Source organism: Comamonas koreensis, assembly GCF_014076495.1.
Taxonomy (GTDB): Bacteria; Pseudomonadota; Gammaproteobacteria; order Burkholderiales; family Burkholderiaceae_C; genus Comamonas; species Comamonas squillarum.
In genome coordinates this window covers 3,833,802-3,857,226 of record NZ_CP043575.1, presented here as the reverse complement: position 1 = coordinate 3,857,226, position 23,425 = coordinate 3,833,802, and the positions used below count along the sequence as shown (strand labels likewise).

Here is a 23,425-nt window from a genome sequence, read left to right as displayed (position 1 = left end):
TTTACGAGATGGAAAGGGACTCGCCGGTCGACAGCAGGGTCACCTCGGTGGGAGAAATCGCAATCGTCTTGGCAAACTCACCGCGCGCACCGGGCGTAGTGCTGGGCTTGCGTTCGTACAGGATGAACTCGGCGTGGTGACGGGCTTGCATCTTTTGCCCAACACGGCAACAAGCAGACACTGGCGCGATCAGCACCAGATGTACTTTGGACACCCGCCATTCATCCTGGAGCTTCTGCAGCGCCTGGTCGACAGCGCGTCCAAACAGATCAAGATCGGCGGGGTGCCCCATGACACGGTGACTCGGACTGTCAACCGTGATCTCAATCGTCGGCAATTCGTGTTTCCCATCGGAAAACAAGTGTGCAGGCAAATCGGACGCCGGGACCGCTGCGGTCAAATTGATCCGCAGGCATGCCTCGGCTTCACCGCCGTTGGCATGACGGTGAACCTGAACCTTGAATTTGTCATTGGCTGGTACTGGCTCTGTCTCTAGCCAAGTCCACTGTCCACCGCGTTGGCCGCTCACTTGATCGCGATGAAACTGGAAAATGTGGGCACTGCCGGAGTCTCCGATGAGCCGCCCCGACATGACCAAGACCGAGGTGCCATGCACAGGAAAGACCGCGAGCGGCGGTCGTGGCGCACCACCGTACACCGTCCCGTCCAGCAGGCCCGCCAATCTCGGCCTGTCATTCTTGAGCAGTTGGAACAGGCTCAGCCAGTAGCCATCCGAGTTCGATGCACCGAGATGCGGACCATTGCGAGCGAACCATTCCGCACGCACCCCTCCGGTGCGCAGCTGACGTAACCACATGGCCTCTTCCGCGATCCGCTCATCAAAAGCGAATGACTGCCCTTCGATGTTGCCGCCGATGACCAGCATCTGGGCTGCCGGGTAGCGAAGCGTGTTCAGCAGCCGACGAACTTCATCGACGTTGCGCTGACGCATCTCGTTGAGATAGTCAGCGCTGTATCGCTTCGGAGCTACGCGGTCGATCAGGCGGTGGCATTTGTCGCACATCAGCATAATGTTCGACGGGGCATTCGCCAGAAGCGGCGACTTCACCTTATCACCACGAGGGCCATCCTCGGACGAGGCCACGATGTGCGCGAAGTAGCTATAGTTCCCCGTGGCCCCTGGCACAAAGTGATGGCGCAGGTCCTCTCCGCAACCATCGAACTGGCAACGCCAACCGGCCAGCGAGGCGACCTCAAAGCGCGTTGCGGTGTCGACCTCCCCATGGCGGCCGGATGTTCCTGTGATCTTGTCTCGTTCCTTGCACCAAGCACGCATCTGGGTGGGAACAGTCCGAATGGCTGGGCCTGACGCAGCGTGGTCCACCTCACCCACATTCGATTCGGAGGTTTCGATCCATTGGACTTGCTGCCGCTTCGCAGCCGCCTCCAACGCCTTCAGCGCGTCAGAACCGATGTCCCCAACGCCCAGATCACTCCATGCAACGGGCGACGCAGTTGCGGCTGTGAGCATCCGGGTGCTGAATTTGTTAGCAATCACCAGGACATGAGGCTCGCCCGCCGCTGCTCGGGCGCGCAAGGCCGCGGCCAGCTCGTCATCGGTCAAACCTCCAACCATCGGTGTGCTCATTCATTGCCCCAAGAATCGAACTACGACGTAGCATAACAGGAAGTTCGGTATAGCGAACATTTGAAGACGCAATTTTTGATCGGGATTTGCTTATAGAAAGTTCGGTATAGCGATACAATTGAAGGCTGTCTAGAAGGAGAGCGCAAGATGGCGTCAAAACTTGGCGAGAAACTTCGAGCGTGCCGGACTTCGCCGAAGGTGAACCTGACGCTCGAGGAGGCAGCCCGTAGAGCCGGGCTGAGCAAGAGCTACCTCTGGGAGCTGGAAAACCGAGAATCCCAGAAGCCGTCAGCGGAAAAGCTGCAGGCGATAGCGGACGTGCTTGGACAGGATGTGTCCTTCTTCCTGGACGACACGATTGACACGCCGCAGGAATCCAACAAGGACAAGGAGTTCTTCCGCAGCTACTCCAAGCTGGAGCCAGAGGCTAAGGAAAAGCTGCGGCAGATCCTGGACGTGCTGAAAAAGTCCTGACATGACCGAGGCGACTTTCACGCCCGCGACCGCCGCGATACGGCTCACCCTTTGGCTTGACGCCGCTGCGGCAGCCGGCTTGCAACGATTCCCTGTCGATGTCGAGCAGCTTGCGCTTCATGTGGGCAAGGAACTCAAGTGGCCAGACCCCATCTTCAAAGTCGTGGCTGCGGACATCCCATCTTTTGAAGGTGGCCTCTTTCACGTTGAAGATCAGGGCTGGGCGCTTCTGTATAACCGCAACATGACGTCCGAAGGGCGGATTCGGTTCACCCAAGCCCACGAACTTGGGCACTACCTTGTTCACCGCCTTGCACAGCAGGAATTTCAGTGCTCTCAGGCGGACATGGTGCACTGGGGACCCGAAATGAGGTCGATCGAAGCAGAGGCCGATGACTTCGCATCGAACCTGCTGATGCCCATGAAGCAGTTCCGTGCGTGCACTTCGACTTCGGACATTGACTTCGACATTCTTTCCGACGCCTCAAGCAAGTTCGGCGCGTCCTTGACCGCAACCGCGCTGCGTTGGATACGCTCAACGGAACAAAGCGCCGTCCTCATCTTGTCGAGGGATGGGTTCATGGATTGGGCGATCTCGTCCGACAAGGCCAGAGCCAATGGCGCGTTCTACAGAACCAAAGGCCGCGTAGTTGAGCTTCCTCCAGGGTCCCTCGCCGCGGATGAGACGATTGCGTCCAACCGCAGTGGTGACCCAATCAGTTTGAACACTTGGTTTAAGCACGCACATCGCGACGCCGTCGCCAAGGAAATGAAGCTTGTTTGTGAAAACTATGGTTACACGCTGACTCTATTGAGTTTGTCTAATGGTGACAAGGTATGGGAGCCCAAGGAGTGGAGCAATGCTTGAAATGAGCCGCGTGAATCAACCAAGTGAATAGTTCAAAGCCTTCAACCAGTCTCTAATCCAGTGAAAGCCTTTAGGTGCAGACCACTACATCAGTCAAAGCACCTTGCAGTGAATGCTGTGTTCATCAGCGGTCATTTGTGCGCAAAAGTTGAGCGACTGCATCCAGCCTGGAACTGCCATGCCGGAGGTCAGTTTGCAACAGGAGGCGTCATCCACCCTGCGTCCTTGAACGCACACTTTCGCTCAAGTTGCAGTCGTTCCGCCAAATGTCAGCGTACGGCAGCCTATGATTGAGGTGTACAGCTCAACAGTGAAGTCAATGCCGTTTTGGTACGATCAGTCTAGCCGCAGTACACCTTGAGAGGGGTCTGGTATGTCTCGGAGAGGAATCGGTCTGTCACACCCAGGAGCGCAAGTTGATGTTCAGCGGCTCCCGTCTTGGATAAGCCAGGCTGGACAATGTAAACCCTCAATTTAATGGCACAGGTTCGGCTGAGATCACGGATTTGGGCCAAGCGGTCTTTGGAGCCGATCTCGAAGCGTGTCGGCCGCCCGCCTTCCACACGAGCCGCTTCTCGCTTAAGGAGGTGTGCAAAAAGGTCCGTACGACGCTCCTTGTTGTGAAGCCACATGACACTACGCTGAGCTTGTCCGCAGACAACGTACATGTCGTCGATGCGCCCCCCGGGAGTGTCTCCGCCTGAGTATTTACAGTGATAGAGATCTACCATGATGAGTCGGGGCTGGGTCTGGCTGTCCAGGCTGATACCAACGATGTCCGCAGCTTCGCCTGCGCCGTCGTCGTCAAACACTATCTCGTGCCTGCTTTCCGCCTTGATGTGCTCGATCGTTCGGTACTGAACGGAGTCAGTACGACGTTCCTCTCTTTGTGACTCTTTGGTAATGTCGATGCCCGTCCAATCGAGTACCTCCAAACGGTCTGGTGAGTACAATCGCGCCGAAGTGCGCAGTTCGACATGCGTGTTGCCCTCCAGCTTCGATCCGTCAGCAAACCAGATCGTCGGAGGATGCTCGGTCAGATAGGCACAAAGGTCAAAATCCCGCCCGCGGTGAATCTTTGCGGTCGCAACGCCTTCGTAGACGAATTCGAAGTCGGCGGCCTCGCCACGCATAATAAAATTAAGGCGGACTTGAACCTCCCGCGCTTCGTTGAATATTCTCAGGACAAGTGGACCGGTTGAGTTGAAGTCCCGAATCTCGATGCTGACGTTCGTCAGATGCTCCTCAACGGTGTGGACGAAAGAGATCTTCGTCGCCGACTCCACCAAGTCGAGCAACTCCACTGGCCAGTCCACACCTACTGGCACTGAATTCGGCCGCGCACTCACAAGCCGGGGTATCAACGTGCCCCTTAAAACCTCTTCAGGGTCAATGCTGTCGTCGACGAGCTTGGCGCCGACGTGCTTGCACCAGGCGGCAAATTCGTTGACCTTCAGCCGTAAAGATGCCCAGATACGTCCCCTCTTGCCCGCACCGATAGAAGTATGGCCGCCGTTTTCAAAGCCGAAACCGGCGAGAACGGCTTTTGTGGTCGTCTCCAAGGTTGCATCGGTCAAGCGTTCCCCCACGTCAGGCCCCATGCGGCCGGTGTATCGAACTTGGCGACCAAACTGCTCATCAAGGCCGACATTCATCAACATAAACCGATTGATACCCGAAAACACCCTGAAGACGTCAGGCGCTTGGATCAGCTCAACATCATCCCCGCACAAGGCGCGAGCAAACTGCGCGTAGTTGCCCGTGTTCGTTGAGCCATGGATGAAAAGTAGTGACCGCTCTTTGTCCCAGACGGCGATGCAAAGCTCCCAGACCAATCCCTCAACGGCCGGTACGGCTGTCCATGCCACGCCTTGCCTTTTAGCCGCGATGATGATGAGGATCTGCTCCTTCTCGTTGAGGATGGGGTAGATATCTTCGCCTTCGGCCAGCCCAGGAAACGCCTTGCTGTGCTCAGAGGGCTTCCATTGGGCACAGTGTGTCCGGTAGGCCACCATGCTTGCGGCTGGTCTGATCTCATTTATCGGGATCTCGTCCAGTTGGTTGTCGAACCCACCAATGAAGCGTTGCGCCTCCAGTTCCTGCCCGATTGCACTTTCGCTCAGATCTGGAAGAAGAAGATTCCAATCGGGATCTTGCGTGTAGAGAGTTCGGAGTTCTTCACGGAGGTTAACGTCGGCAATGTTTGCGATAAACACTGGATCGCCCAAGTCCTCTCTAGAGCGTGTAAAGCGACCAGCCAATTGCAGCGTCACCGCCAGACTCTTGCGAAGATCGTGAAAAGCTGCGATCTTCAACTCCGGCATGTCAAAACCTTCCCCAAGCATATCGACGCAGACGACGATGCGCGACTTGCGTTGGTCCAGTTGGCTGCGTGCCTGTTGTAAGTCGCCTTTCGACATACCACTGTGCAGCATTACAGGATTGAACTTGCCAAGCTCCTGGTATATCGCGAGCACTTGTGAAGCCCGACTTTGGGTCGACACGCGTGCCATGGCGACATGCAGCCCTGTGATGTCGGCAGTGAGTTCCTCGATGACCTTGGCGGCAATATCGCGGTCGGCTCTTGCGCTATTGAAGGCATACACCGAGCTAAACCTAATGGCCCGGAAGTATCCCTCTCGCTGCGCCTGCCTCATTGGATAAACGTAGATGATCTGGCCGTCCAGAGGTGCGCCGTCTTCGCGAAATGGCGTTGCGGTGAACTGTAAAACGTGCCGCCGCCGCGCCTTGAAAACGGACTTGAAGTTGTGCCAGGTCGGTGCGGCAGCGTGATGGGCCTCATCAATAAACAGGTGGGTACAGAGTTCGGCCATCCTGGCCTGCACCTCTGGGCTGCACTTCCCTGCAAGTGCGCTGGTTGTCACGATGACATTGCACCGGCTGAACAGGTCGTCCATTTCACTAATAGTCGTGGGCCGCTTTTCAAGCGTGCCGACTATTGGCCTCAGCACGCATGCTGCGAGCAGCACTGAGCGTGAATCCTTCAAAATGCCCAGTGTGAAGAACTTTGATGCGATCTGTGTCCTCAACGCGTCTGTAGGCACAATCACCATAACGCGATTGCATTGCGCAGAGATCATGGTGGCCAACATCGTCTCTGTTTTGCCTGTGCCGGTCGGCATGACGATAGTCGCAACATCGCTCTTGGTGGACCAATGCGAATGAATTGCGTGGAGTGCCCCCAATTGAGGGCGTCGAAGGCCGACTTGTCTGGCGCGCAGTTGGTCTTCGCCAACGAAGTTGAAAGCGGCAAACCAACTGTCGCGTATCTGGTCTGGCGTGGGACATGCGCCTAGGTCTGGGTGGGAAAGCCATTTGCTTTCACTCAAGTCGACCTCGAACGACTCCTCATCGAGATTGCCAAGTAGAACGGGACCGTCTTTTGGCATCTGGCTCGCCTGCGGTGCTTTAGGAATGACATACAGCACGCCGCCATCAGAGCGGGTCAGCTTCCATCCCGTTCTCGAGGCCACCGTGATCTTTGATAACGTACCTTCGACAATAGTAGAGGGGTGTGCAAGCTGAGCAATATTGCCTCGCAAAGTCTTGGCCTCCACGCCTTTCACGGGCGGCACGGTTAGTTGGATCACGGTTCCTCCGAAGGGGACGGTTGGACGGGTTTTTCTAATTTGTGCCTAATCGTAAATCAAGTTGTAGCACCCCGCTAATCACGCCGTGAGTCGCGTCCATTAACGAAGGTCGGGGTAATAGAGCCAACTTCATACAGAGCAGTTGCTCAGGGTTAACGAAGTGGATGGCGAAACAAATTGATGCACCTCTCTCGCCATACCCCAAATCTGAATTTCGAGCCGGTATGCGGCGAACCGCGCAATCGAGCGGCTAGCCCAGTGGGTATCCACGAGAACGCGGGTATGGCTTCGCCAACGGCAGGGGTGGTGAAAAACGACAGCAGCCCTGCGGCCAACAGTTGAACCGCAGTGACACGCCGGGTGTCTACCTGGCTGGCCGCGCTCCTTCCATGATTTGATGTCCATATTCAAAATGCACTGAATCGGGCGCTGCTGGAGGATACGCATCAGTTGATTCAAGCTGGTGGCAATATGCTTTTGCGACTGGAGCGGGCAAGTGGAAAACACCAGACTTCATCCTGCTGGATGTGGGTCGTTGGAGTAGAGCTGAGAAATCCGGAACATGGTGTGTCAAGTGTGTTTGGCGCAGAGCAGCTTGCGGACACCAAAGCGCTTTTGCTGATCGGACGCGAACTCTTGCCATCATGGGCATCAGGCTATGGAGCTAAAGCAATTTGGGATGAGCACGGCATTTGGTCAGTCCGAGGTGTGGATGCTCAGGTCTTGCAAGGGATGGTGAGCTCCGCAGTCAGAATTTTCCCGAGGTGAAAGCGCCAGTTCAGATCTTGTCAGCATGCCTGCCGGTAGGCGGAAGCGGTGATGAGATCTTTTTTTGCCAGCAGCCGATGTGTACTCGAAAATCTATGTCAGTTCAGTTCAATAGCTCCTTGTGAATTTCTTTGACCCTGTCACCAAAGCCCATCATCCACTGCTCCAGCATAAGACTATCTACGACAGTAGCGGTAATTTCCAGCCATCCCTCTTCTAGTTTCCGCACCTGCTGATCCTTAGAGAGTGGCGTCTCCATCAGATGAAATCCCGCCTCGTGCCGAATGCAGAACTTGAGGCGAATTTTTTTTCCTTCGCCGAATCCAAAACGTCCGTCGTTGTCATATCGCTGCAAATCGAATTCCGCCGGCCGCTCGAAAGTCAGGGTGGACTTCTGCGCCTTCCGGATGCGGTGCAATGCCAAACTGCGTTCATTGTCAAAACCTTCATACCGGCACACTAAGTAAAGACGCGAGCCCTGCTGGGCCAAGCCCAAAGGCATGACCTTGATGGATTGGTGCTTACCCGAGGCATTTTTGTAGTCCAGATCAAGCCATTGGTTGGCATACAGCGCGTCGCTCACTTCTTCCAGCACGCCGGGGGCATAAGTGGGGGGCAACAGGGGCTGGCCAGTAGCGACCACGCGCACTTTGCGCGGCCATTCGCGCTCTAGCCGAGCATTGGAGTTGCCGCCCAGGTTGCGCCGAGCCTGGGTAAAGAAACTGTTCATCGATTGCATCAACCGTGCGGGTAATAGGTACTTGAGGTGCTCCTCGGCCAGTTGCAGCAACAGCGATTCCTGCGGTGTGAGATGAGGCACGGCGAGGTGCTGGGCGCGCTCGCGCCATCTGTAGCCGTAGGGCTTGCTACGGTCGTCTCGCTCGATCTCGAAGTGGCGTGAGAGCATTTCCAACTGGCGCTGGATGGTGCGCTCGGTGCGCTCCAAGCCAGCATCCTTGAGCTGGCGGTGCAACTCGGCGGCGGTGATCTTGTGGCTACGTGGAATGCGGCGCAGCAACTCCACGGCGAGCAGCACGGTTTCGTAGGTGTCAGGGCGCTGGGGCATGGCGTTAGTTTGACACGGGCTGGCCGGTGAAGGCGTTCCACAGTTGCACCTTGGTCGAGGTGTCCAAGCGGCAATACAGCAGGGCTTCAAGTTCTGGAGGCATGGGGCTGGATTGTTTTGGTGTTATGGATGGCACCATCCTTGGCGGTGCGACGAATTGTGTCGCTTATGGTTTTGTGGTTAATTTTGGCCTTCAGCAGTTTGTTGTCTGGCGCTGATAGCTTTCAATTCTGAGCTTTTATCAGTAGTTGCTAGCATGCAGCAAGACCACTGAAACATCATCCTGTGCTCCCGCCCGCCGGAATGCATCGTGCAATGCGCACAGACCGTCGTGCGACGATGGCGCAGCCTGCCAGATGGCCTGCATCTGCACATCGTCCAGAGTGCCGTGCAGTCCATCGGTGGCCAACAGGTAGGCATCGCCGGGGGTCGTTTGCCCGTGCCAGATGTGCAGCCAGTCGTCCGGCACGGTGCCGTCTTCGCCTGCGTCGTCATCTGCATCCAGCACCAGGCAGTGCAGCAGACCCTGGTAGATGGAAGCGTAAGTATCCGCCTGCCCGGCGTCGGCCTCGCCTTCGTCCAGCATCTGCTGCCAGGCCGTGTGGTCGCGGCTCAGTTGTAGCCACTGCACACTGCCATCGGCTTGCGGGCGCAGGCGCCAGATGCGTGCATCGCCGCTGTTGACGGCGCACACTTGTCCATCGACATACAACAGGCTTGCCAGCGTGCAGGCTGCGCCACGGGTACGGGGTTTCAGGTACCGGGCCAGCCAATCCTGCCGCGCCTGACGCACCATCCCTGGCAGTTGCCGGGCTTGTAGTGGGGTTGTGATTTGGGCGGAGTGCAACACCTGCAAGAAACTGCGGCTGGCCAGGTCTGCGTGGGGGCTGGATGCCACGCCATCGGCCACCGACAGCCATGCAAAGCCGCCAGGCGCATCGCAAGCCCATTGGCCGAGCGGCGTTTGCTGGACGTGGCGCTCGTTCAGCGTTTGTAGCGCCAAGGCATCCTGCTGCGGCACCGGGCGAGCGTGGCGCAGGGCTTTAGGGTGCATGGATTGTTGGAAGGCCGTGACGCGCAGGCTGTTTTGTTTACCGGCAGCCATGCAGTTCCATCAGCCGGGCAATTCGATCGCCGAATACCTGAATACTGTCATTTCGAGTCAGGCCATGGCTGTTAACCATGAAGGGGATGATTACGACAAGCGTACCTTCCGCATTGAGGCTCCACCACAGGTCGCGGCCATCGATGAATTCGTGGTTAAACGTGGCACTTTCCTCGTGAAATGCCAGCTTGAAGTCGGCGCGATATTGCTTGCCCAAGCACAAAATAAGCTTGGGCCGAGCAGTGCTCGCCCATTTTCGCATTTGCCCAAAACGGTGGATCTTGCACCAATCGATGTACTCCTGCTTGGAGGAAAAACCCGTTACGGCGGCGTACTGCTCATGCCAGCGGGACTGACTGGTATCCTTGAAGGCTACAGGGTAGAGGTTCAGCTTGAAGTAGCCGCTTGAGCCCTGAGTGAAGGGCTTGGCACGGCTGCAGAAGTCGCGGTAGCCAGATACGTTTATGCCATCAATGGCGCTAAGTATTTTCAGGGCCTGACGGTTGAAGATGTAGGCCAGGTTGTGCGAGGCATGGTCGTAGCCCTCGCGCGGGTGGGATTCATCACGCTGCATTTCTGCCTGGAGATCTTCGGCAGTGCGGGATCCGCCCCACTCGATACCGCACAGCCAGATGGCACGACGTTCAGGGCTGCCAATGTCTCCGCCGTCGCAGCCTGAATAGGACTTGGCCCATGTTTCAAAAATTGGATTTGCTGTCATCGGATTTCGAAATTTCTAGAAGAAGTTGCAGGAGTAAATCATCCTCTAAGTTAAAAAGCCGAGGGCATGGCTCAGGGCGATTCGCGACATTGATCAGTAGTTGTCCAAGCCGCCAGTCAGGGTGTTTCTTCCACACCTCCTGAAGTGCATTAAGGATTGCGGGGATTCGTTCGGGATTTCTCATTTTTATTTTTCTCATATCTCGTCAATGAAGCCAGGTTCATCCTGCTCGGCTTTTTCCATCGCCAACTCCAGCGGCAGGTAGAAGAACATCACATTGTCGAAGCGCATGCGGTCGTCCGGGTATTGAAGATACGCTTCCAATGCCTGGTACAGCGGCAAGTCCTTGTCACAGGGCACGTCCAGGTAAATGTCGCCCATGTAGCCGCCCATCATCACCCAGCCGAACATGAAGGGCGCGCAGGGCTGCCAGACGATGTCTTTGGCGTCCAGCCAGTCGATAATCTGCTGGCGGACGAGCAGGGTTTCCCAGGCTTCCAGCCGGTGATCCCGCCATTGCTGCTGGGCATCAAGCTGGTCGTCTGGCGGAGCTGCTTCCAGTCGCTCCTTGAGGGCGCGGTCGTAGAACAAGAGCCTCAGCACGCCGCGCTGTTGGATGCGGGCGATGTGGTCGATGGTGTGGATCAGTTGAGGCATGGCGACTCCTTGCATAGCTGCATCATCCGGCACGGGTGCGACGAAGTGTGTCGCTTCCGGTGGATCAGGATCGGCTGGGCGTAAGGATGGAGTTCTGTAGCGTCTGGTCAAGTTCAGCAGCCCGGTGTTCGCTCAGTCCCTCCCATGGGTGGCAGAAGACGACCCGGTGCTTGCAGTTCCGAAAATCACCCTGCGAATCGTCTAATGCAATCCATGGTTTGTCGGCAGCGTGGTGTTCTTGCAGCCATTGGAGTATTTCCCATTCCCTTACGTGCAAGCGTGGTGGCCCGTCAACCGGATAGGTGGGCGTAGTTCCGACAATGCGTTGCGCAATGTCTGCAGAAAACATGGCGCGCAGTTGCGGCAGGCCAAATTGCTGGCGCCATGTGGAACTGAGGACGATTTGCACACCGGAATGCCGGCGCATCACCGCCTCAAACCTGGGTAGATGGCAAAAGCAGATCTCTTTGGGCGTCGGCTCGCCATCATATTGGGGGTGCAGCACCCCATCGAAGTCCAGAAAAAGAAAATCAACCATCGGCGAAATGACTCCGGTACATCAGGGGGGCTGCAGGAATCATCCGGCATGAGCATGGTAAATCGTGTCACCTACAGCAGGTTGCGCTGGGTATGGAGGACCTTCAGAAATTGCCCCTTTCATTCGTAGGCGCTGTTTAATAGCACAGACTCGGTAGTCACTGCGCTGCAACGTGATGCGGGGCGGTTGGTTGAATTGGCGACGGTTCTGCCCGAGCCAGCGCCCGAACGCCTTGCGGAAAAATGCTGGGGCATGTTCAGTGGTGTTGAAGCAGCTGTGCCGCAATCCCTTCCAGAGCCTCCTTGGCCCCCAGCGCCAGTTCAATGTCGCCGGGGTTGTGGATGTTTGCCTCATGCAAATTGATGCGGATCAGCCGGCTGCCGCGCTGCTGCATGCGCCGGGTGAAGTTGCGCACCGTGGGCAGGGCGCGGCCCGCGCCAATCTCGATGACTAAAGGGGCATGAGCGCTGTCCAGCCACATGTCGAGCAGCATGCGCTGCTGGGCGCTGCGCTTTTCGTTCCAGTGCCAGTCGTCGAACATCTGGATATTGGGCCGCGCCAACGCTCCGCAGTGGGGGCATGTGGGCAGATCGCCCAGCCATTCGCACGCGGCGTCGTTCACCTGAGGGTACAGGTCCACCGTGGGCCAGATGCTGCCTTGGCAGTTGACCGTGCATTGCAGCCGGTGGAGGGAGCCGTGGCACTCGTACACGCGGGCGGACGGGAAGCCCGCCTTTTGAAAGTGTCCGTTCACATTGCTGGTGAACACGAAGCAGCCTTGCTGCATGCGCTGCCCCCAGGCGTGGAGCAGGTCGAAGCCAGAGTGCGGCGTAGTGGCTCGGTACAGACTGAGCCGGTGGCCATAGAAGCCCCAAGCGGTTGCGGGGCGCTCCTGGAATGCCTGGGGCGAGGCGATGCTTTCAAACCGCAGGCGGCTGCGGCCCAGCGCGGGATAGGCGCGCCAAAAACCTTCGTCGCCCCGGTAGTCGGGCAGGCCGGAATCGATGCCCATGCCTGCGCCTGCCGCCACAACCATGCTGTGCGCGGTGCGGACCCAGTGGGCGGCCTGGACGATTTTTTCTTGCAGCAGCAAGTCGGGCCCGTTGTGGGCGCCTTCGGCAATGCGCCAGTTTTGGCCCAGATCATCGCAGTCCAGGATGTCGCCGCGCATGGCGTCTCGCAGGTGCGTGGCGTGTTGGTAGCCGATGCGAAGGGCGCGCTGTAGGTTGGCAATGCCGGGGTCGCGGCGAAAGAGCACGAGCTGGCGTGCGCGCAGGTACAGCGGGTCGCCGCGGCCGGTGGAGGGTGTTTCGGTGGTCATGCCGCCATCATGGGCCGATGTGCGACAAGCTGTGTCGTGTGCCGAAAATTTCAGCAAATTGTCCTGTAGCGCATATCCATCAAGCGCTAGGGGCCTGTCGGACTTGCAAATCACCGGCTGCAAGTCGACCGCAGCGGCCCTTTTTTACCGTCTTTTTGCCCAATAGCCGCGTTGCGTGCTGGTTCAGACTGATTGATAGGGATCGGTGTGCAAATTCACAGGCTTAAGCTGGAGGAGGTCATGACAGGCGTCGAAGATAAGAACTGCCAACGGTGAGGTCGTGGACGGCCGTATGATTTCGGGGTTCGGCTGACGGCTTGTGGCCGGTAAGATAAGTGCGAAGCCGCTCCAGAAAGCCGCCCTTCGATTCGACAGCCGCGCCAGCCAAAGTCAGCTTTCGGCAGCCTCAACCTAAGGCTCAACGCGGCCAGAAGCAGTCCTTGAAAGCATCTCTGAAGGCAGCAGCAGTCAGACTGAATGCAGTCAATCGAACAGGTTCGCTTATAGTTTCTAAGCAACTGAAATCGGCTCCAACCCGTTGACTTGTCTGTGACGCTTGAGGTACTTCATGATGCCTAGATGCTTGTTAAGCACATCTCTTCGTAATCGAATGTTCTGATCGACTCCGAAGTGATGCATTTGGCCGCGTGCCAGATTAGGATGGATCACCACGTAACCGCTGTCGTCGAAACCAATTAATCCGCGGTCGAAAAGTTTATCTAGGCTTGGTGTGAGGAGCAGTCCGTTATCTGGATCCCAGCGCTCATCAGCGCTTTCGCACTTGCCCCAAGCATGAATGTGGGATGCGATGAGGAATTCCGTCAATTTGCAGCCCGTCACCGAGCAGCCACCCCATCTCTGGATGAGCTGCTGCCGGTAGTTGCTCTGCCCTATACGGATCTTCACCAAAGCCAAAATTTCTGACTCGCTAAGGTCAGAATTGGCCTGTAGCTCCTCTAGCGCCGCCTCATCACGAAGCCACGCAGGTGCAGGTTTGCTAGGCCTAGTGTCCGGCAGCGCGTCGTATTCAGCGCCACCAGTCACAACAGCCCTAGCGAAAAAGCAAAATTCCTCGCACAGAGAGTGAATGCGGGCATTAAAGGTTTCGTCAGGCCAAGCGGACACATTGATTGTTGTTTCGTAACCGACAACGGGTCTACCTTCATCCTCCAAATAACGCAACCAAGACGCGCCCGGATATGCGGGATTGCGTAGCAGCGCCACCCCTTCAAATGAGAAGAATTTGCCCAACAGCAACCGATCAAACTCATCTTTGTATTGCTCGTACAGAAATACGCGCAGCTTCAAGTATATCGGGCCATCTCCGCGGTTTGGCGTGATCCCTATGAAGCGCACTTCGTGCATGGGATGCATGACGCGAATCCAAGGGTGCCCATCTGGGTTGGGCATCATGTGGGACTTAATCCCCTTGCGTTCGAAAAGCTGGTCCAGCCCAGCTGCTGCTAGCCTCAATGCATCGACGACCCGATCTAATCCTTTGCGCATGATCCCCCCATTTTCTTGAGAAAAAATCTCACACCGCCGCTAAACGGCACGGCTTCACTACTGTGGCCAGCCCAACCAGTCTCTTGCAGAGTCTCTACTGCTTTCAAGCCATATACCCCCGACAATAGTTCTATGTGGCTTAACTTTTAATTCGCCGGCCGATAAACGTGGTCGGTGCAGCGGAGCGTGAGGTCATTCTAGGAATGAACAAAGATTTTTTATAAGCCGATCGCTAACCTACCGCCAGGGTGCATGTCCTGCCCGACTGAGTTACAAGAAATGTAACATATGCATCATTTGGCGCTTCTCTATGCTTGCTCAGAGATATCGCTTCGGGTCGGCACCGCCAGTTCGCAACTCGTGAAAGCAGCCTTTGACCTGCGTGGAGCCACGGAACTTGGTCGCCCTTGCGAAAGTTCTGCTGCTGACGGAGGAGCTGTCACTCGGGATGCGACAAGCCCAATGGCTGCTATAGGTGGCAGCGGTCATCAATCCACCAAAACGGAATGACGGCAGCCAGCCTTTTTCCGACAAAGTAGCAAGTCCAAATGCACATTCCTGGGATTCAAATACTGTCCGTCCTATTCAGGTGCTGCGTCTAGAGCGCTCGCAAAGGCCCCTGTACCTGCGACCGTAAGCACCAGCTTCTGGGTCGCCCGTGTGGCCGCCACATAGAACAGCTTGGCCTCGTCCGCTGGCTCTTCGCCTTCGCGAGGCATTTGACCGACTCCGGCAATCGCTACCACCGGAAACTCCAGTCCCTTGCTCGCGTGCATAGTCATGACTTTGATGGTGTCTGCCAACGGATCGAAGTCCCCTGACCGATGCCGCACACGATGAGGCAGTTTGCGGTGGGCAAGCGCTACTGCGCATTGATTCATGGATTCGTGATCTCGGCAGAGTATGGCCATATCGCCCCATGCGTGGCCTTCCTGATGCGCAGCGGCAAGAAGCTCTGCAATCTTGGCTGGCTCGTCTTTGTACGTGGGCAGGCGCACGATCAATGGCTCCTGTCCATCGCGACCGCAACTGATTGGCTGCACCAGTGGGACGCCATCATCGTCTTGCGCATCGGGCTGCAAGAACTCTGCTGCAACACGGTTGGCGATCTGCAGGATCTGCTTGGTATTGCGGTAGTTGATCTTGAGAATGGTGGTGCGACCTGAGGCTTGGATACCCACGCTCCTGAAACTGAACCCACGGGCCTTGCTTTTGCCGTAGATGTTCTGTGCGCTGTCGTACAAGATCAGTAAACTGTTGGTCTCGGGGTCAACCATCTGGGTGACGAGCTTGAGCCATTCGGGTTGAAAATCGTGTCCCTCATCCACCAAGACCGCTTGATACTGCCCGGATGGAATTTGTTGTCGATCTACGCTGCGGATCACGAACTCCACCATCTGATCGAACATGCCAGCGCCCTGAGCGGGCAATGTTTGGCCATAGGCCACCAATTGCTGGCGGCACCACTTGTGGAAGTTGCGAGCGTGGACGCGGTCGGCAAGCCCCTTGGCGGTGAACCAAGCATTCATCTTTACAGCCAACGGTTCGTTGTAGCAAAGCACTAGGATGGGCTTGGCCGAAGATGACTTGGCAAGATGCTCGGCGCGATAGCCTAAAATCATGGTCTTGCCTGAGCCTGCAACCCCGTGGATAACACGATGTCCATCTCCCAAGCTACGTGCGAGTTGCTCTTGCTGCAGATCCATGACCCTCATGATGTCCGGCAGATCGTCCGCGTCATCGGGTAGCAGACTGCCTTGCACCGGAACGCGTACCTGCGGGAACATGATCCACCGCACCCGCTCCAGTTGTGGCACGGAGATGGCCTTGCCAAATGCGTGAGGCAACATGTTCCACAACCGCTGTTGAAAGGCTTCTGCATCGACGGATTCCAACATCTCGTCCTTGCAGATGACGAGATGTTCATCAATAGCGCGATTCAGTTCGGAGTCTTCGAATTGCTTGCGCGTGATGTTGGTGAAAACAACACCGCTCCCCCATGGAAATGACAGCTTTCCTTGATGCGGCCCTTCGCTCTGTATCAGTTGCGAATCTCGCTCAAGCGCGTTGACGACCTGGATGGCGCAGTGCCGGGCCTGTGCGGCTGGATTAATAACGACTTTGGGTCTGCCTTCAACCCTGAGTGTCCACGCTTGTTTGGTCGCCTCCTGAACCGTATCCAACCGCCAGTCCTTGGTTTCAAGAATCAGGATGCCACGGCGTGGGTGGATCACGACAAAATCTGGGTGCGTTTGCTTGGGACCGATGGGGACGTCGTACCAGAGCATGTAGTCGTCATCGAGTTTTTGCTCCAGCCGCTCGGCCAAACGACGCTCACCTGCCGTCATCCGACCAGCGCAGGCTCCCATTGCAGGAATCAATACCGCCACGTTGTTCTCCTCCCTAGTGTGGCTGAGGATACCCCAAGCACGTGCTTCCGCTCGGTGATCGGCGCGTATTCCGGTTCCCACATCCAACCTGCACTACATCACATTCACTCAGACCGAGTAGACATGACCGGTGACAGCCAGTTCTGCGAACTGACACTCTCGAACCGTTTGCAGGTGTGCGGGAAAGTAAGCTGGGACAGTGAGCGAACGTCGGAGACCAGCCTTAGTCTGACCTTCAAATAAAAATTTTTCGGCAATATATTCTTGACGTGATGCGAGACAAGTTCGCTTTGAACTGACGCAGTATCAACCTCTTTCATTCATCTCAGCGCCCTCGGCTCAATGCCCAGGGCGTTTTTTTACGTCAGGAGTATTCATGTCAATCCAATGTTCCCGCTGCCAGTCCGTCAATGTGCGCAGCAAAGGCGTAGCCAAACAGATCGGTCAGCGCGTAGGCGGCGCTGCAGGCACGGCGACCGGTGTAGCCGGTGCGGTGCAAGGCGCATCAACCGGTGCCTCCGTGGGCATGGTCGCAGGCCCGGTGGGCAGCGCGCTAGGCACTTTGCTGGGCGCACTCATCGGTGGCGTAGTAGGCGGCACCGTGGGTCACGAAGTTGGAGGCCGTATCGGTGAGCAAATCGACCACACCTACCTCGACAACTATGTGTGCCAAGACTGCGGTCACGTCTTTCATATTTGATCTTCAAGGAGTTTTCTCATGTCCCATCTGATCGACACCATGGCCTACACCGGCCAAACCCCTTGGCACCAACTGGGCCACGCATTGCCTAAAAAGCAATCCATCAATGTCTGGGCAGAGGCCGCTGGCATGCAGTGGAAGATTCAGGAAACGCCCGTGCGTTACATGGCAACTGGTGATGCTGATGCCCTGTATGGCGAAGCTTTGGAGTTTCCAGAACAGAAGGTGCTTTATCGCAGTGACACCAACGCTGCATTGTCGGTGGTGAGTCAGCGCTACAAGGTTGTGCAACCCCAGGAGGTGCTGGAGTTCTACCGCGATCTGTCCGAAGTTGCAGGCTTCGAGCTCGAAACCGCTGGTGTGCTCAAAGCAGGCCGACGTTTCTGGGCATTAGCCCGCACCGGAAAATCTGCATGTCTAAAAGGCAACGATGTCGTTCACAGCTATCTGCTGCTGGCAACGTCATGCGACGGAACCCTCGCCACTATGGCAATTCCAACGTCAGTTCGTGTGGTGTGCAACAACACGTTGGCTATTGCTTTGCAGGGAGCCGGTTTGGGATTGGGCGTCATCAAGGTTCCGCACTCCACCAGCTTCGATGCACAGGCCGTCAAACGCCAACTCGGTATTGCTGTCGGCCAATGGGACAGCTTCATGTACCGCATGAAGACCCTGGCAGAGCGCAAGGTCAAGACGCATGAAGCCATGAACTACTTCCTCAAGGTGATCTGCCAGACAGATCAAGTGGGGGAGGGCGGAGGCTCAGGTGTACAGGGCCTTGCCAACGAACGGGCCCTCAAGAAGGTGCAAACCTTGTTCGAAGGCCATGGTCGTGGTGCTGAATTGCAGGCCGCCAAGGACACCGCATGGGGCTTGCTCAGTGCAGTGACCGAGTTCGTAGACCACGAGAAACAAGCACGCAGCCAGGACAACCGCTTGGACAGCGCTTGGTTCGGCCAAGGGGCTGCATTCAAGCAGCGTGCCTTGGAGCACGCATTGCAACTGGTCGCGTAGCCATTGGTCGTCTGACCGTTCGAATGCAATCCATCACCACTCGTTCATTCTCAACCAACCCAACCATCTCTCTATAAGGCAAAGCCCTCGCCAGTGCGGTGAGGGCTTTGTGCTTTGTGGGGCTGGAATCTTCAGGAGGCACTATGCCCGTTACCGTTTTAACACCGGCAGTGCAAGTCACTGCAGAGAGGTCAACCAACACCCGTCCCGCTCTGCGATTGGTGTCCACCAAGAACATGCCGCGTGAGACCTGGCTGGATGTTCGTCGCAAGGGAATCGGCAGCTCGGATGCAGCGGCCGCTGTGGGACTGAATCCCTACCAGTCCCAACTGGAGCTATGGATGCACAAAACCGGCAAGGGAGATCTCCTGCCTGCGGTGGATCCCAATGACGAAACCAGTCCCATGTATTGGGGCACTTTGCTGGAACCCATTGTGGCAGCGCACTACACCAAACGCACCGGCAACCGTGTGCGTCGCGTGAATGCGGTGCTGGGCCATCCCCAGATCCCATGGATGCTGGCCAACATCGACCGGGAAGTGGTCGGGGCTCCAGATGTCCAGATCCTGGAATGCAAGACCGCAGGCATCAACGGCGCCAAGTTCTGGAAGGACGGCGTGCCTGAGTACATCCAACTGCAGGTCATGCATCAACTGGCGGTCACCGGCAAGCAGGCCGCTGACGTTGCCGTGCTCATCTGCGGACAGGAACTGCAAGTGCATCGGATCGAACGCGACGAGACCATGATCGCCCAATTGATTGCTTTGGAGGAGCAATTCTGGGAGCTGGTCAAGGCGGAGAAAGAGCCTCCCGTCGATGCGTCGGAAAGTGCTTCAGCTGCACTTCGATGCCTGTATCCGCAAGACACAGGGGAGGACATCGATTTGTCGGAGGACGAGGCGGCGTCTGGCGCCTTTGCCCAACTCCTACAGGTTCGCCAACTCATGAGCGATTGGGAATCTCAAGAAGCCTTGCTCAAGCACCAGATCCAGCAACGCATGGGTGCAGCCAGCTTTGCCAGATTTGCAGGAGGGACAGTCAGCTGGAAGCGAAGCAAGGACAGCAAGGTCTTCAATGCAGCGCTGTTGCAGCAAGAGCAACCGGAGATTGCCAAGGCATACATGGGCACCAAATCAGGTTCCCGGCGGTTTCTGCTTCACGCAGAGAACTGAACACTACACACAACCAAGCAATTTACCAACCCAACGCATAGGACCCGTCCGCCAGACAAGGCAGACGGGTCTTTTGCTTTTATGAATGGAGAAACACATGATCAAAGGTCTGATGATGACCCCGCCCGTGGTGGGCCGAATTTCGATTGGCCGGGTCGTGGAGCGCAATGGCAAGCGTCTTCCTGAAAAGGATGACGAGTTCACCATCACGACCCAGGTGCAAAGCCGCAATGGCTGGATGCTCCATCCCATGGATGGCATTCTGCGCAGGGAATTGGAAGATCGGCAGTTGATGGTCAATGGGGTTGAAGTCAAAGAGCTTCCGCATTTGCCTGAAGAGTTTTCTGCACCGGCACAAGCGCCCGCCACGCTTCGCTCCAAGCTGGCGAAGCGAGCAACCGATGCCAAGAAAACCCAGACTGTCGAATCGAGTAATTCGGAGGACGCGCTCGCAAGCGTGCATGAACATGCTCCGTCGAACACGACATCGGCGCGAACCAAATTGCGCAGCATTCCGGTGAGGGTCTTGTTCAATGATCCCGCATTGAACCTGCGTGCCAACTACACGTTGTTTGATCGTGCCACGGCACGGCCCATCTGCGTGGGCGATGGGCAGACATGCAAGCGCATGACAGCCAAAGGCATTGAATCCATGCCGTGTGAAGGTCCGGATCTATGCGCATTGGCCATCGATGGGGGCTGCAAACCCTTCGGACGCTTCCATGTCCGCATTGATCATCCGGAATGTCAGGCGGATGCACTGAGCACCTTTGTGCTGAGAACGACAGGCATAAACTCTATGCGTACCTTGCTGACACGCATGCAGTATCTTCAGGCGGTGAGTGGCGGTTTGCTTGCGTATCTTCCTCTGGAAATTCGCCTGCGCGCCAAATCCACCACCATGTCACGCAGGACACCAATCTACTACGTGGATCTTGGTGTTCGGGATGGCATGGCATTGGACGTAGCCATCGGCCAAGCCATAGATGCAGCAGCGCATGACTGCAAGACTGGTCACGATCAGGGTGCATTAGAGCAAGCGGCAAGAACGGGCTATGCCTTGGGACTGTTCGAGGAGTTGAGTGCGGAAGCTGCTGAGATCGTCCAGGAGTTTTATCCATCGAGCAACGAACACGTCACGGCAGACGTTCAGCCAAGAATGCGCCAGCGGGAGGTCAGCCATGGATGATCGTGCGCACACTGGAGGCGTGCAGCACCACTACATGCGTGGCCTGTGCTTCGACAGCATGTGGGATTACCAGACACGATCCCGATCGGGACGCAGAAGCTGGGCGCGACTAGATATGGGATCAGCCGCGTATCCGTGGGCCGTTGAAGATGACCCGGAAGGTGCCGGATGGTGCGTGCGTTGCTGCGCCTCTGTTTTGGGGCAGCGTCCTGTGTCGCTGACGCGTATGCAGAAGTCGCCTGTTCCAACAGGTGATCCTGCAAATGTGGCTTCTGCGTTGCGAGAGATTTTGCCAACATTCGAAATTGATGTGCAATTCGGACCAGGTCAGGAACTCATTCACAAGGTCGCAAATACCATTGGATCTGGTGGTGGCGCGATTGCCCGTTTGGAGCGTCAGCATGAACTGCGGCAGATACCGCCGTGTTGGGTGTGGTTAGTTGGTGTGGAGGTAAAGCCTGCTTCGCTCTGTGCGTTGAACGATCAGCCGGTTTCAATGTTGTTGGTTGGACGAGAGTTGAGTCCGCCGTGGGCATCTGGCTATGGGGCGAAAGCTACGTTCTTGGATTCTGGGGGCTGGATGGTCCGCAGCGTAGACGGTCACGCATGGCGTGCTGTGCTCAGTTCCTTGGTTGAAATAAAGCCAGCATAAGACCAATTCACTTGGGTCTCTTTAGATCGCCTGCCTTTTGGTAGGTAGTTCTTTCTGAGATCTTTTTTTCCTGAATATACTGATTCCGATCACACTCGACAAGTGATGGAAGCGTTAGACTGTTAATGCCATTTCATGCGTGAGATAGAGAGTAGTGCGGCAGAACAAGCTCCGTCGCACAGCCCTTGATCAGACATCGATAGCGGTGGTTTTCCAGACATTCTGCGCCAGGGCGATGAGCATTGCGTGCCGTTTTTCGATGGTTGCGGCATTCCATGCGGGGAATGCCGCCAGCTTTGCGTTAATTCGCGAAATGGACGTGTTTTGCCCAACGTCGGTTAGCGCCACCAGACTGCGAGTCAAGTAGTTGCCGCTCTTGCTGTATTCGATCTGCTTACCTTTGTAGAAATCATTGCCAGCAACGATGTTGATGGGCTTCTCCAGCAAGGTCAGGTTGCCCAGCCGGTTCTTGTAGTCGTCGTAGGCCATCTCCGGGTTTTCGGCCGCCCACCTGCCGCGCAGATCGTCCTCTGGCTTGTTGGGCAGGATGTGCTCGATTTCCAGATTGGTGAAAGGCTCCAGACTGCCCGGCACCTTCAGCCCGCTGAACGCCATCTCGACGTGCTGCGTTAGGCGCGCCAGCAGATAGCGCGTGCGGTACTGCTGCATCGAGTACAGCGTGAAACGCTTGAGGGCGTCGGCCAGCTCCTGTGATTTGCCCGCCATGTTCTTCTCGAAGCGCTCGGCGATGAACGCGTTGAGCTGAGCCTTCTGCTTCACCGGATCGGTCGTCTCTGCAATCGTGCGCAGCTCGTCGGCCCATTGGGAGAAGCTGCGTTCCAGATCCTTGGTTGGCGTCTTGGTGAAGATGTAGTAGAAGAGGAAGCTTTCCAGCTGCGCCACGAAATGGTCGAACAGCGGCTTGGGGAAATTCGCCGCTGCAAGCAGCAGGACGAAGTGCAAACTGAACGCGCCGCCTGCCAGCCGCTTCAGGCTGTCCATCGCCAGACTCGGCTTTCCATCGTTACCGAGGCCATTGGCGAAGGCCAGGTAGTGCTCGACGTTGCGAATCACCTTGCGCACGAACTCGAAGGGCTTGCCTGCGTAATCGCACAGTGTCGCGTTGTCCTTCGCGATGAACCAGTCGTAGATTTCGTCCTCGCGGACTACCGCGTCCCCGCGTTCGTTCTTGATGGCGTAGTTGGCCATCAGGAAGTAGCGCAGGAAGCGTAGCGGCTTTTCCTTTTGCTTCTCCAGCGGCTTGGTGATCTTCTTCCACTCGTCCTTGAGTTGGGTGAACTGGGCTTGCTTGACCTGCGTGAACAGCAGGTTTTTCAGCAAGTCCATCGGGTTCAGGCCCACGCCGCGTTCGTTGATGGTCTCGAAAATCTTCAGCGCGCTGCTGACGTCAGTGGAGATCTGGATGAACACGACGTTTGTAGCGAGATAGAACCAATACTTCTTGAGCTTGGCGGCGTCGTCGTAGTTGTCTTTCAGATAACGGTACAACGTTGAGTAGGCGTTGATGAGGTTTTCCAGCGATCCGAAGCTGGCGATCCCCGATGCCTGAACGCCGGAGCGCACGGCCACGGGATCGCCATTGATCTCGACCACCTTAACCATGACCTCAGCCGCGCTTTCGTAACGGGGATCAAGCTTGAGACGAGTCACGATCCCGGTACTACCGGTGTAGCTGTCGGAAATCAGCCGGTTGAGGTGCTGGGCTTCCGGTTCCTGTTGCAGGAAGTTCCGCAACGCGCACAGTAACAGGAAGAACGTGGTCAGACGTTGCTGGCCGTCGATGACCTCGTAGTGGTTCTTCTGATCGGTCGGCGACACCAGCACCGTGCCGATGAAGTATTCCCGTGTTGTGCCCGCATCGATCTGTTCGCCGATGTCCTCCAGTAGCTGATGCACTTCCTTGTCCGTCCAGACGTACTCGCGCTGGTAATCCGGGACGATGTAGAAGCACTCCCTGAAGGCTTCCTCAATGCTGTATTTGTGGTTTTCGATGCGGGCCATGTCTCGTCTTCTCTAAATCTTTCAATGCACAAAGCTGGGAAC

The 23,425-nt window shown here is 56.6% G+C and carries 18 protein-coding genes; 7 read left to right on the top strand and 11 right to left on the bottom strand.

Annotation, left to right across the window (positions count from 1 at the left end):
• Window position 1 precedes the first annotated feature (1 nt).
• Window positions 2-886 (bottom strand): SAVED domain-containing protein, encoded by an 885-nt coding sequence (locus F0Q04_RS24345; protein WP_420093988.1) that lies wholly within the window; start codon window positions 884-886, stop codon window positions 2-4.
• A gap of 870 nt (window positions 887-1,756) precedes the next feature.
• Between F0Q04_RS24345 and F0Q04_RS17440 the strand changes: the two genes are divergently transcribed.
• Together F0Q04_RS17440 and F0Q04_RS17435 are read left to right on the top strand one after the other, a co-directional pair.
• Window positions 1,757-2,083 (top strand): helix-turn-helix domain-containing protein, encoded by a 327-nt coding sequence (locus tag F0Q04_RS17440; protein WP_182342510.1) that lies wholly within the window; start codon window positions 1,757-1,759, stop codon window positions 2,081-2,083.
• Between the two features lies 1 nt (window position 2,084).
• Window positions 2,085-2,951 carry an ImmA/IrrE family metallo-endopeptidase gene (locus F0Q04_RS17435; protein WP_182342503.1) on the top strand — a complete coding sequence of 289 codons (867 nt, stop codon included), beginning with the start codon at window positions 2,085-2,087 and terminating at the stop codon, window positions 2,949-2,951.
• Window positions 2,952-3,292: 341 nt separating this feature from the next.
• Here F0Q04_RS17435 and F0Q04_RS17430 read toward each other — a convergent pair whose 3' ends face one another.
• From F0Q04_RS17430 to F0Q04_RS17385, 9 genes are all read right to left on the bottom strand, one after another.
• Window positions 3,293-6,562 carry a DEAD/DEAH box helicase gene (locus F0Q04_RS17430; RefSeq protein WP_332839211.1) on the bottom strand — a complete coding sequence of 1,090 codons (3,270 nt, stop codon included), beginning with the start codon at window positions 6,560-6,562 and terminating at the stop codon, window positions 3,293-3,295.
• Between the two features lie 871 nt (window positions 6,563-7,433).
• Window positions 7,434-8,396 (bottom strand): helix-turn-helix transcriptional regulator, encoded by a 963-nt coding sequence (locus F0Q04_RS17425; protein ID WP_182342500.1) that lies wholly within the window; start codon window positions 8,394-8,396, stop codon window positions 7,434-7,436.
• A gap of 241 nt (window positions 8,397-8,637) precedes the next feature.
• Complete coding sequence (locus F0Q04_RS17420; RefSeq protein WP_182342497.1) at window positions 8,638-9,501, bottom strand: PP2C family protein-serine/threonine phosphatase; 864 nt, start codon at window positions 9,499-9,501, stop codon at window positions 8,638-8,640.
• Entirely contained in the window at window positions 9,488-10,222 is a 735-nt protein-coding gene (locus F0Q04_RS17415) for a hypothetical protein (protein ID WP_182342494.1), read from the bottom strand. Before F0Q04_RS17415 ends, F0Q04_RS17420 begins: the two co-directional genes overlap by 14 nt.
• 195 nt (window positions 10,223-10,417) lie before the next feature.
• Window positions 10,418-10,879 carry a hypothetical protein gene (locus F0Q04_RS17405; protein WP_182342488.1) on the bottom strand — a complete coding sequence of 154 codons (462 nt, stop codon included), beginning with the start codon at window positions 10,877-10,879 and terminating at the stop codon, window positions 10,418-10,420.
• A 64-nt stretch (window positions 10,880-10,943) separates the two neighbouring features.
• Window positions 10,944-11,417 (bottom strand): HAD domain-containing protein, encoded by a 474-nt coding sequence (locus F0Q04_RS17400; RefSeq protein WP_182342485.1) that lies wholly within the window; start codon window positions 11,415-11,417, stop codon window positions 10,944-10,946.
• 256 nt (window positions 11,418-11,673) lie between these two features.
• Entirely contained in the window at window positions 11,674-12,738 is a 1,065-nt protein-coding gene (locus tag F0Q04_RS17395; RefSeq protein ID WP_232539387.1) for a Sir2 family NAD-dependent protein deacetylase, read from the bottom strand.
• Window positions 12,739-13,248: 510 nt separating this feature from the next.
• Window positions 13,249-14,244: an HNH endonuclease gene (locus F0Q04_RS17390; RefSeq protein ID WP_182342482.1), complete on the bottom strand. Its 996-nt coding sequence runs from the start codon at window positions 14,242-14,244 to the stop codon at window positions 13,249-13,251.
• 581 nt (window positions 14,245-14,825) lie between these two features.
• Entirely contained in the window at window positions 14,826-16,592 is a 1,767-nt protein-coding gene (locus tag F0Q04_RS17385; protein ID WP_182345762.1) for a DEAD/DEAH box helicase, read from the bottom strand.
• 418 nt (window positions 16,593-17,010) lie between these two features.
• Here F0Q04_RS17385 and F0Q04_RS17380 point away from each other — a divergent pair, with 418 nt between their 5' ends.
• From F0Q04_RS17380 to F0Q04_RS17360, 5 genes are all read left to right on the top strand, one after another.
• A complete protein-coding gene (locus F0Q04_RS17380; protein WP_232539386.1) occupies window positions 17,011-17,334 on the top strand; it encodes a hypothetical protein in 324 nt (107 codons plus the stop codon).
• An 18-nt stretch (window positions 17,335-17,352) separates the two neighbouring features.
• The gene (locus F0Q04_RS17375; RefSeq protein ID WP_182342480.1) at window positions 17,353-18,348 is read left to right on the top strand and encodes a DUF932 domain-containing protein; all 996 of its coding nucleotides are present in this window, start codon (window positions 17,353-17,355) and stop codon (window positions 18,346-18,348) included.
• 143 nt (window positions 18,349-18,491) lie between these two features.
• Entirely contained in the window at window positions 18,492-19,520 is a 1,029-nt protein-coding gene (locus F0Q04_RS17370) for a YqaJ viral recombinase family protein (RefSeq protein ID WP_182342478.1), read from the top strand.
• A 97-nt stretch (window positions 19,521-19,617) separates the two neighbouring features.
• Window positions 19,618-20,709, top strand: a complete 1,092-nt coding sequence (locus F0Q04_RS17365) for a phage capsid protein (RefSeq protein WP_182342475.1) — start codon at window positions 19,618-19,620, stop codon at window positions 20,707-20,709.
• On the top strand, window positions 20,702-21,361 hold the full coding sequence (locus F0Q04_RS17360) for a hypothetical protein (protein ID WP_182342472.1): 660 nt from the start codon (window positions 20,702-20,704) through the stop codon (window positions 21,359-21,361). The genes F0Q04_RS17365 and F0Q04_RS17360 overlap by 8 nt, the downstream gene beginning before the upstream one ends.
• Before the next feature lie 189 nt (window positions 21,362-21,550).
• On the opposite strand, the gene F0Q04_RS17355 is transcribed toward F0Q04_RS17360, so the two are convergent.
• Window positions 21,551-23,383, bottom strand: coding sequence for a DUF262 domain-containing protein (locus F0Q04_RS17355; RefSeq protein WP_182342469.1), 1,833 nt, complete (start codon window positions 23,381-23,383; stop codon window positions 21,551-21,553).
• Window positions 23,384-23,425: the final 42 nt, after the last annotated feature.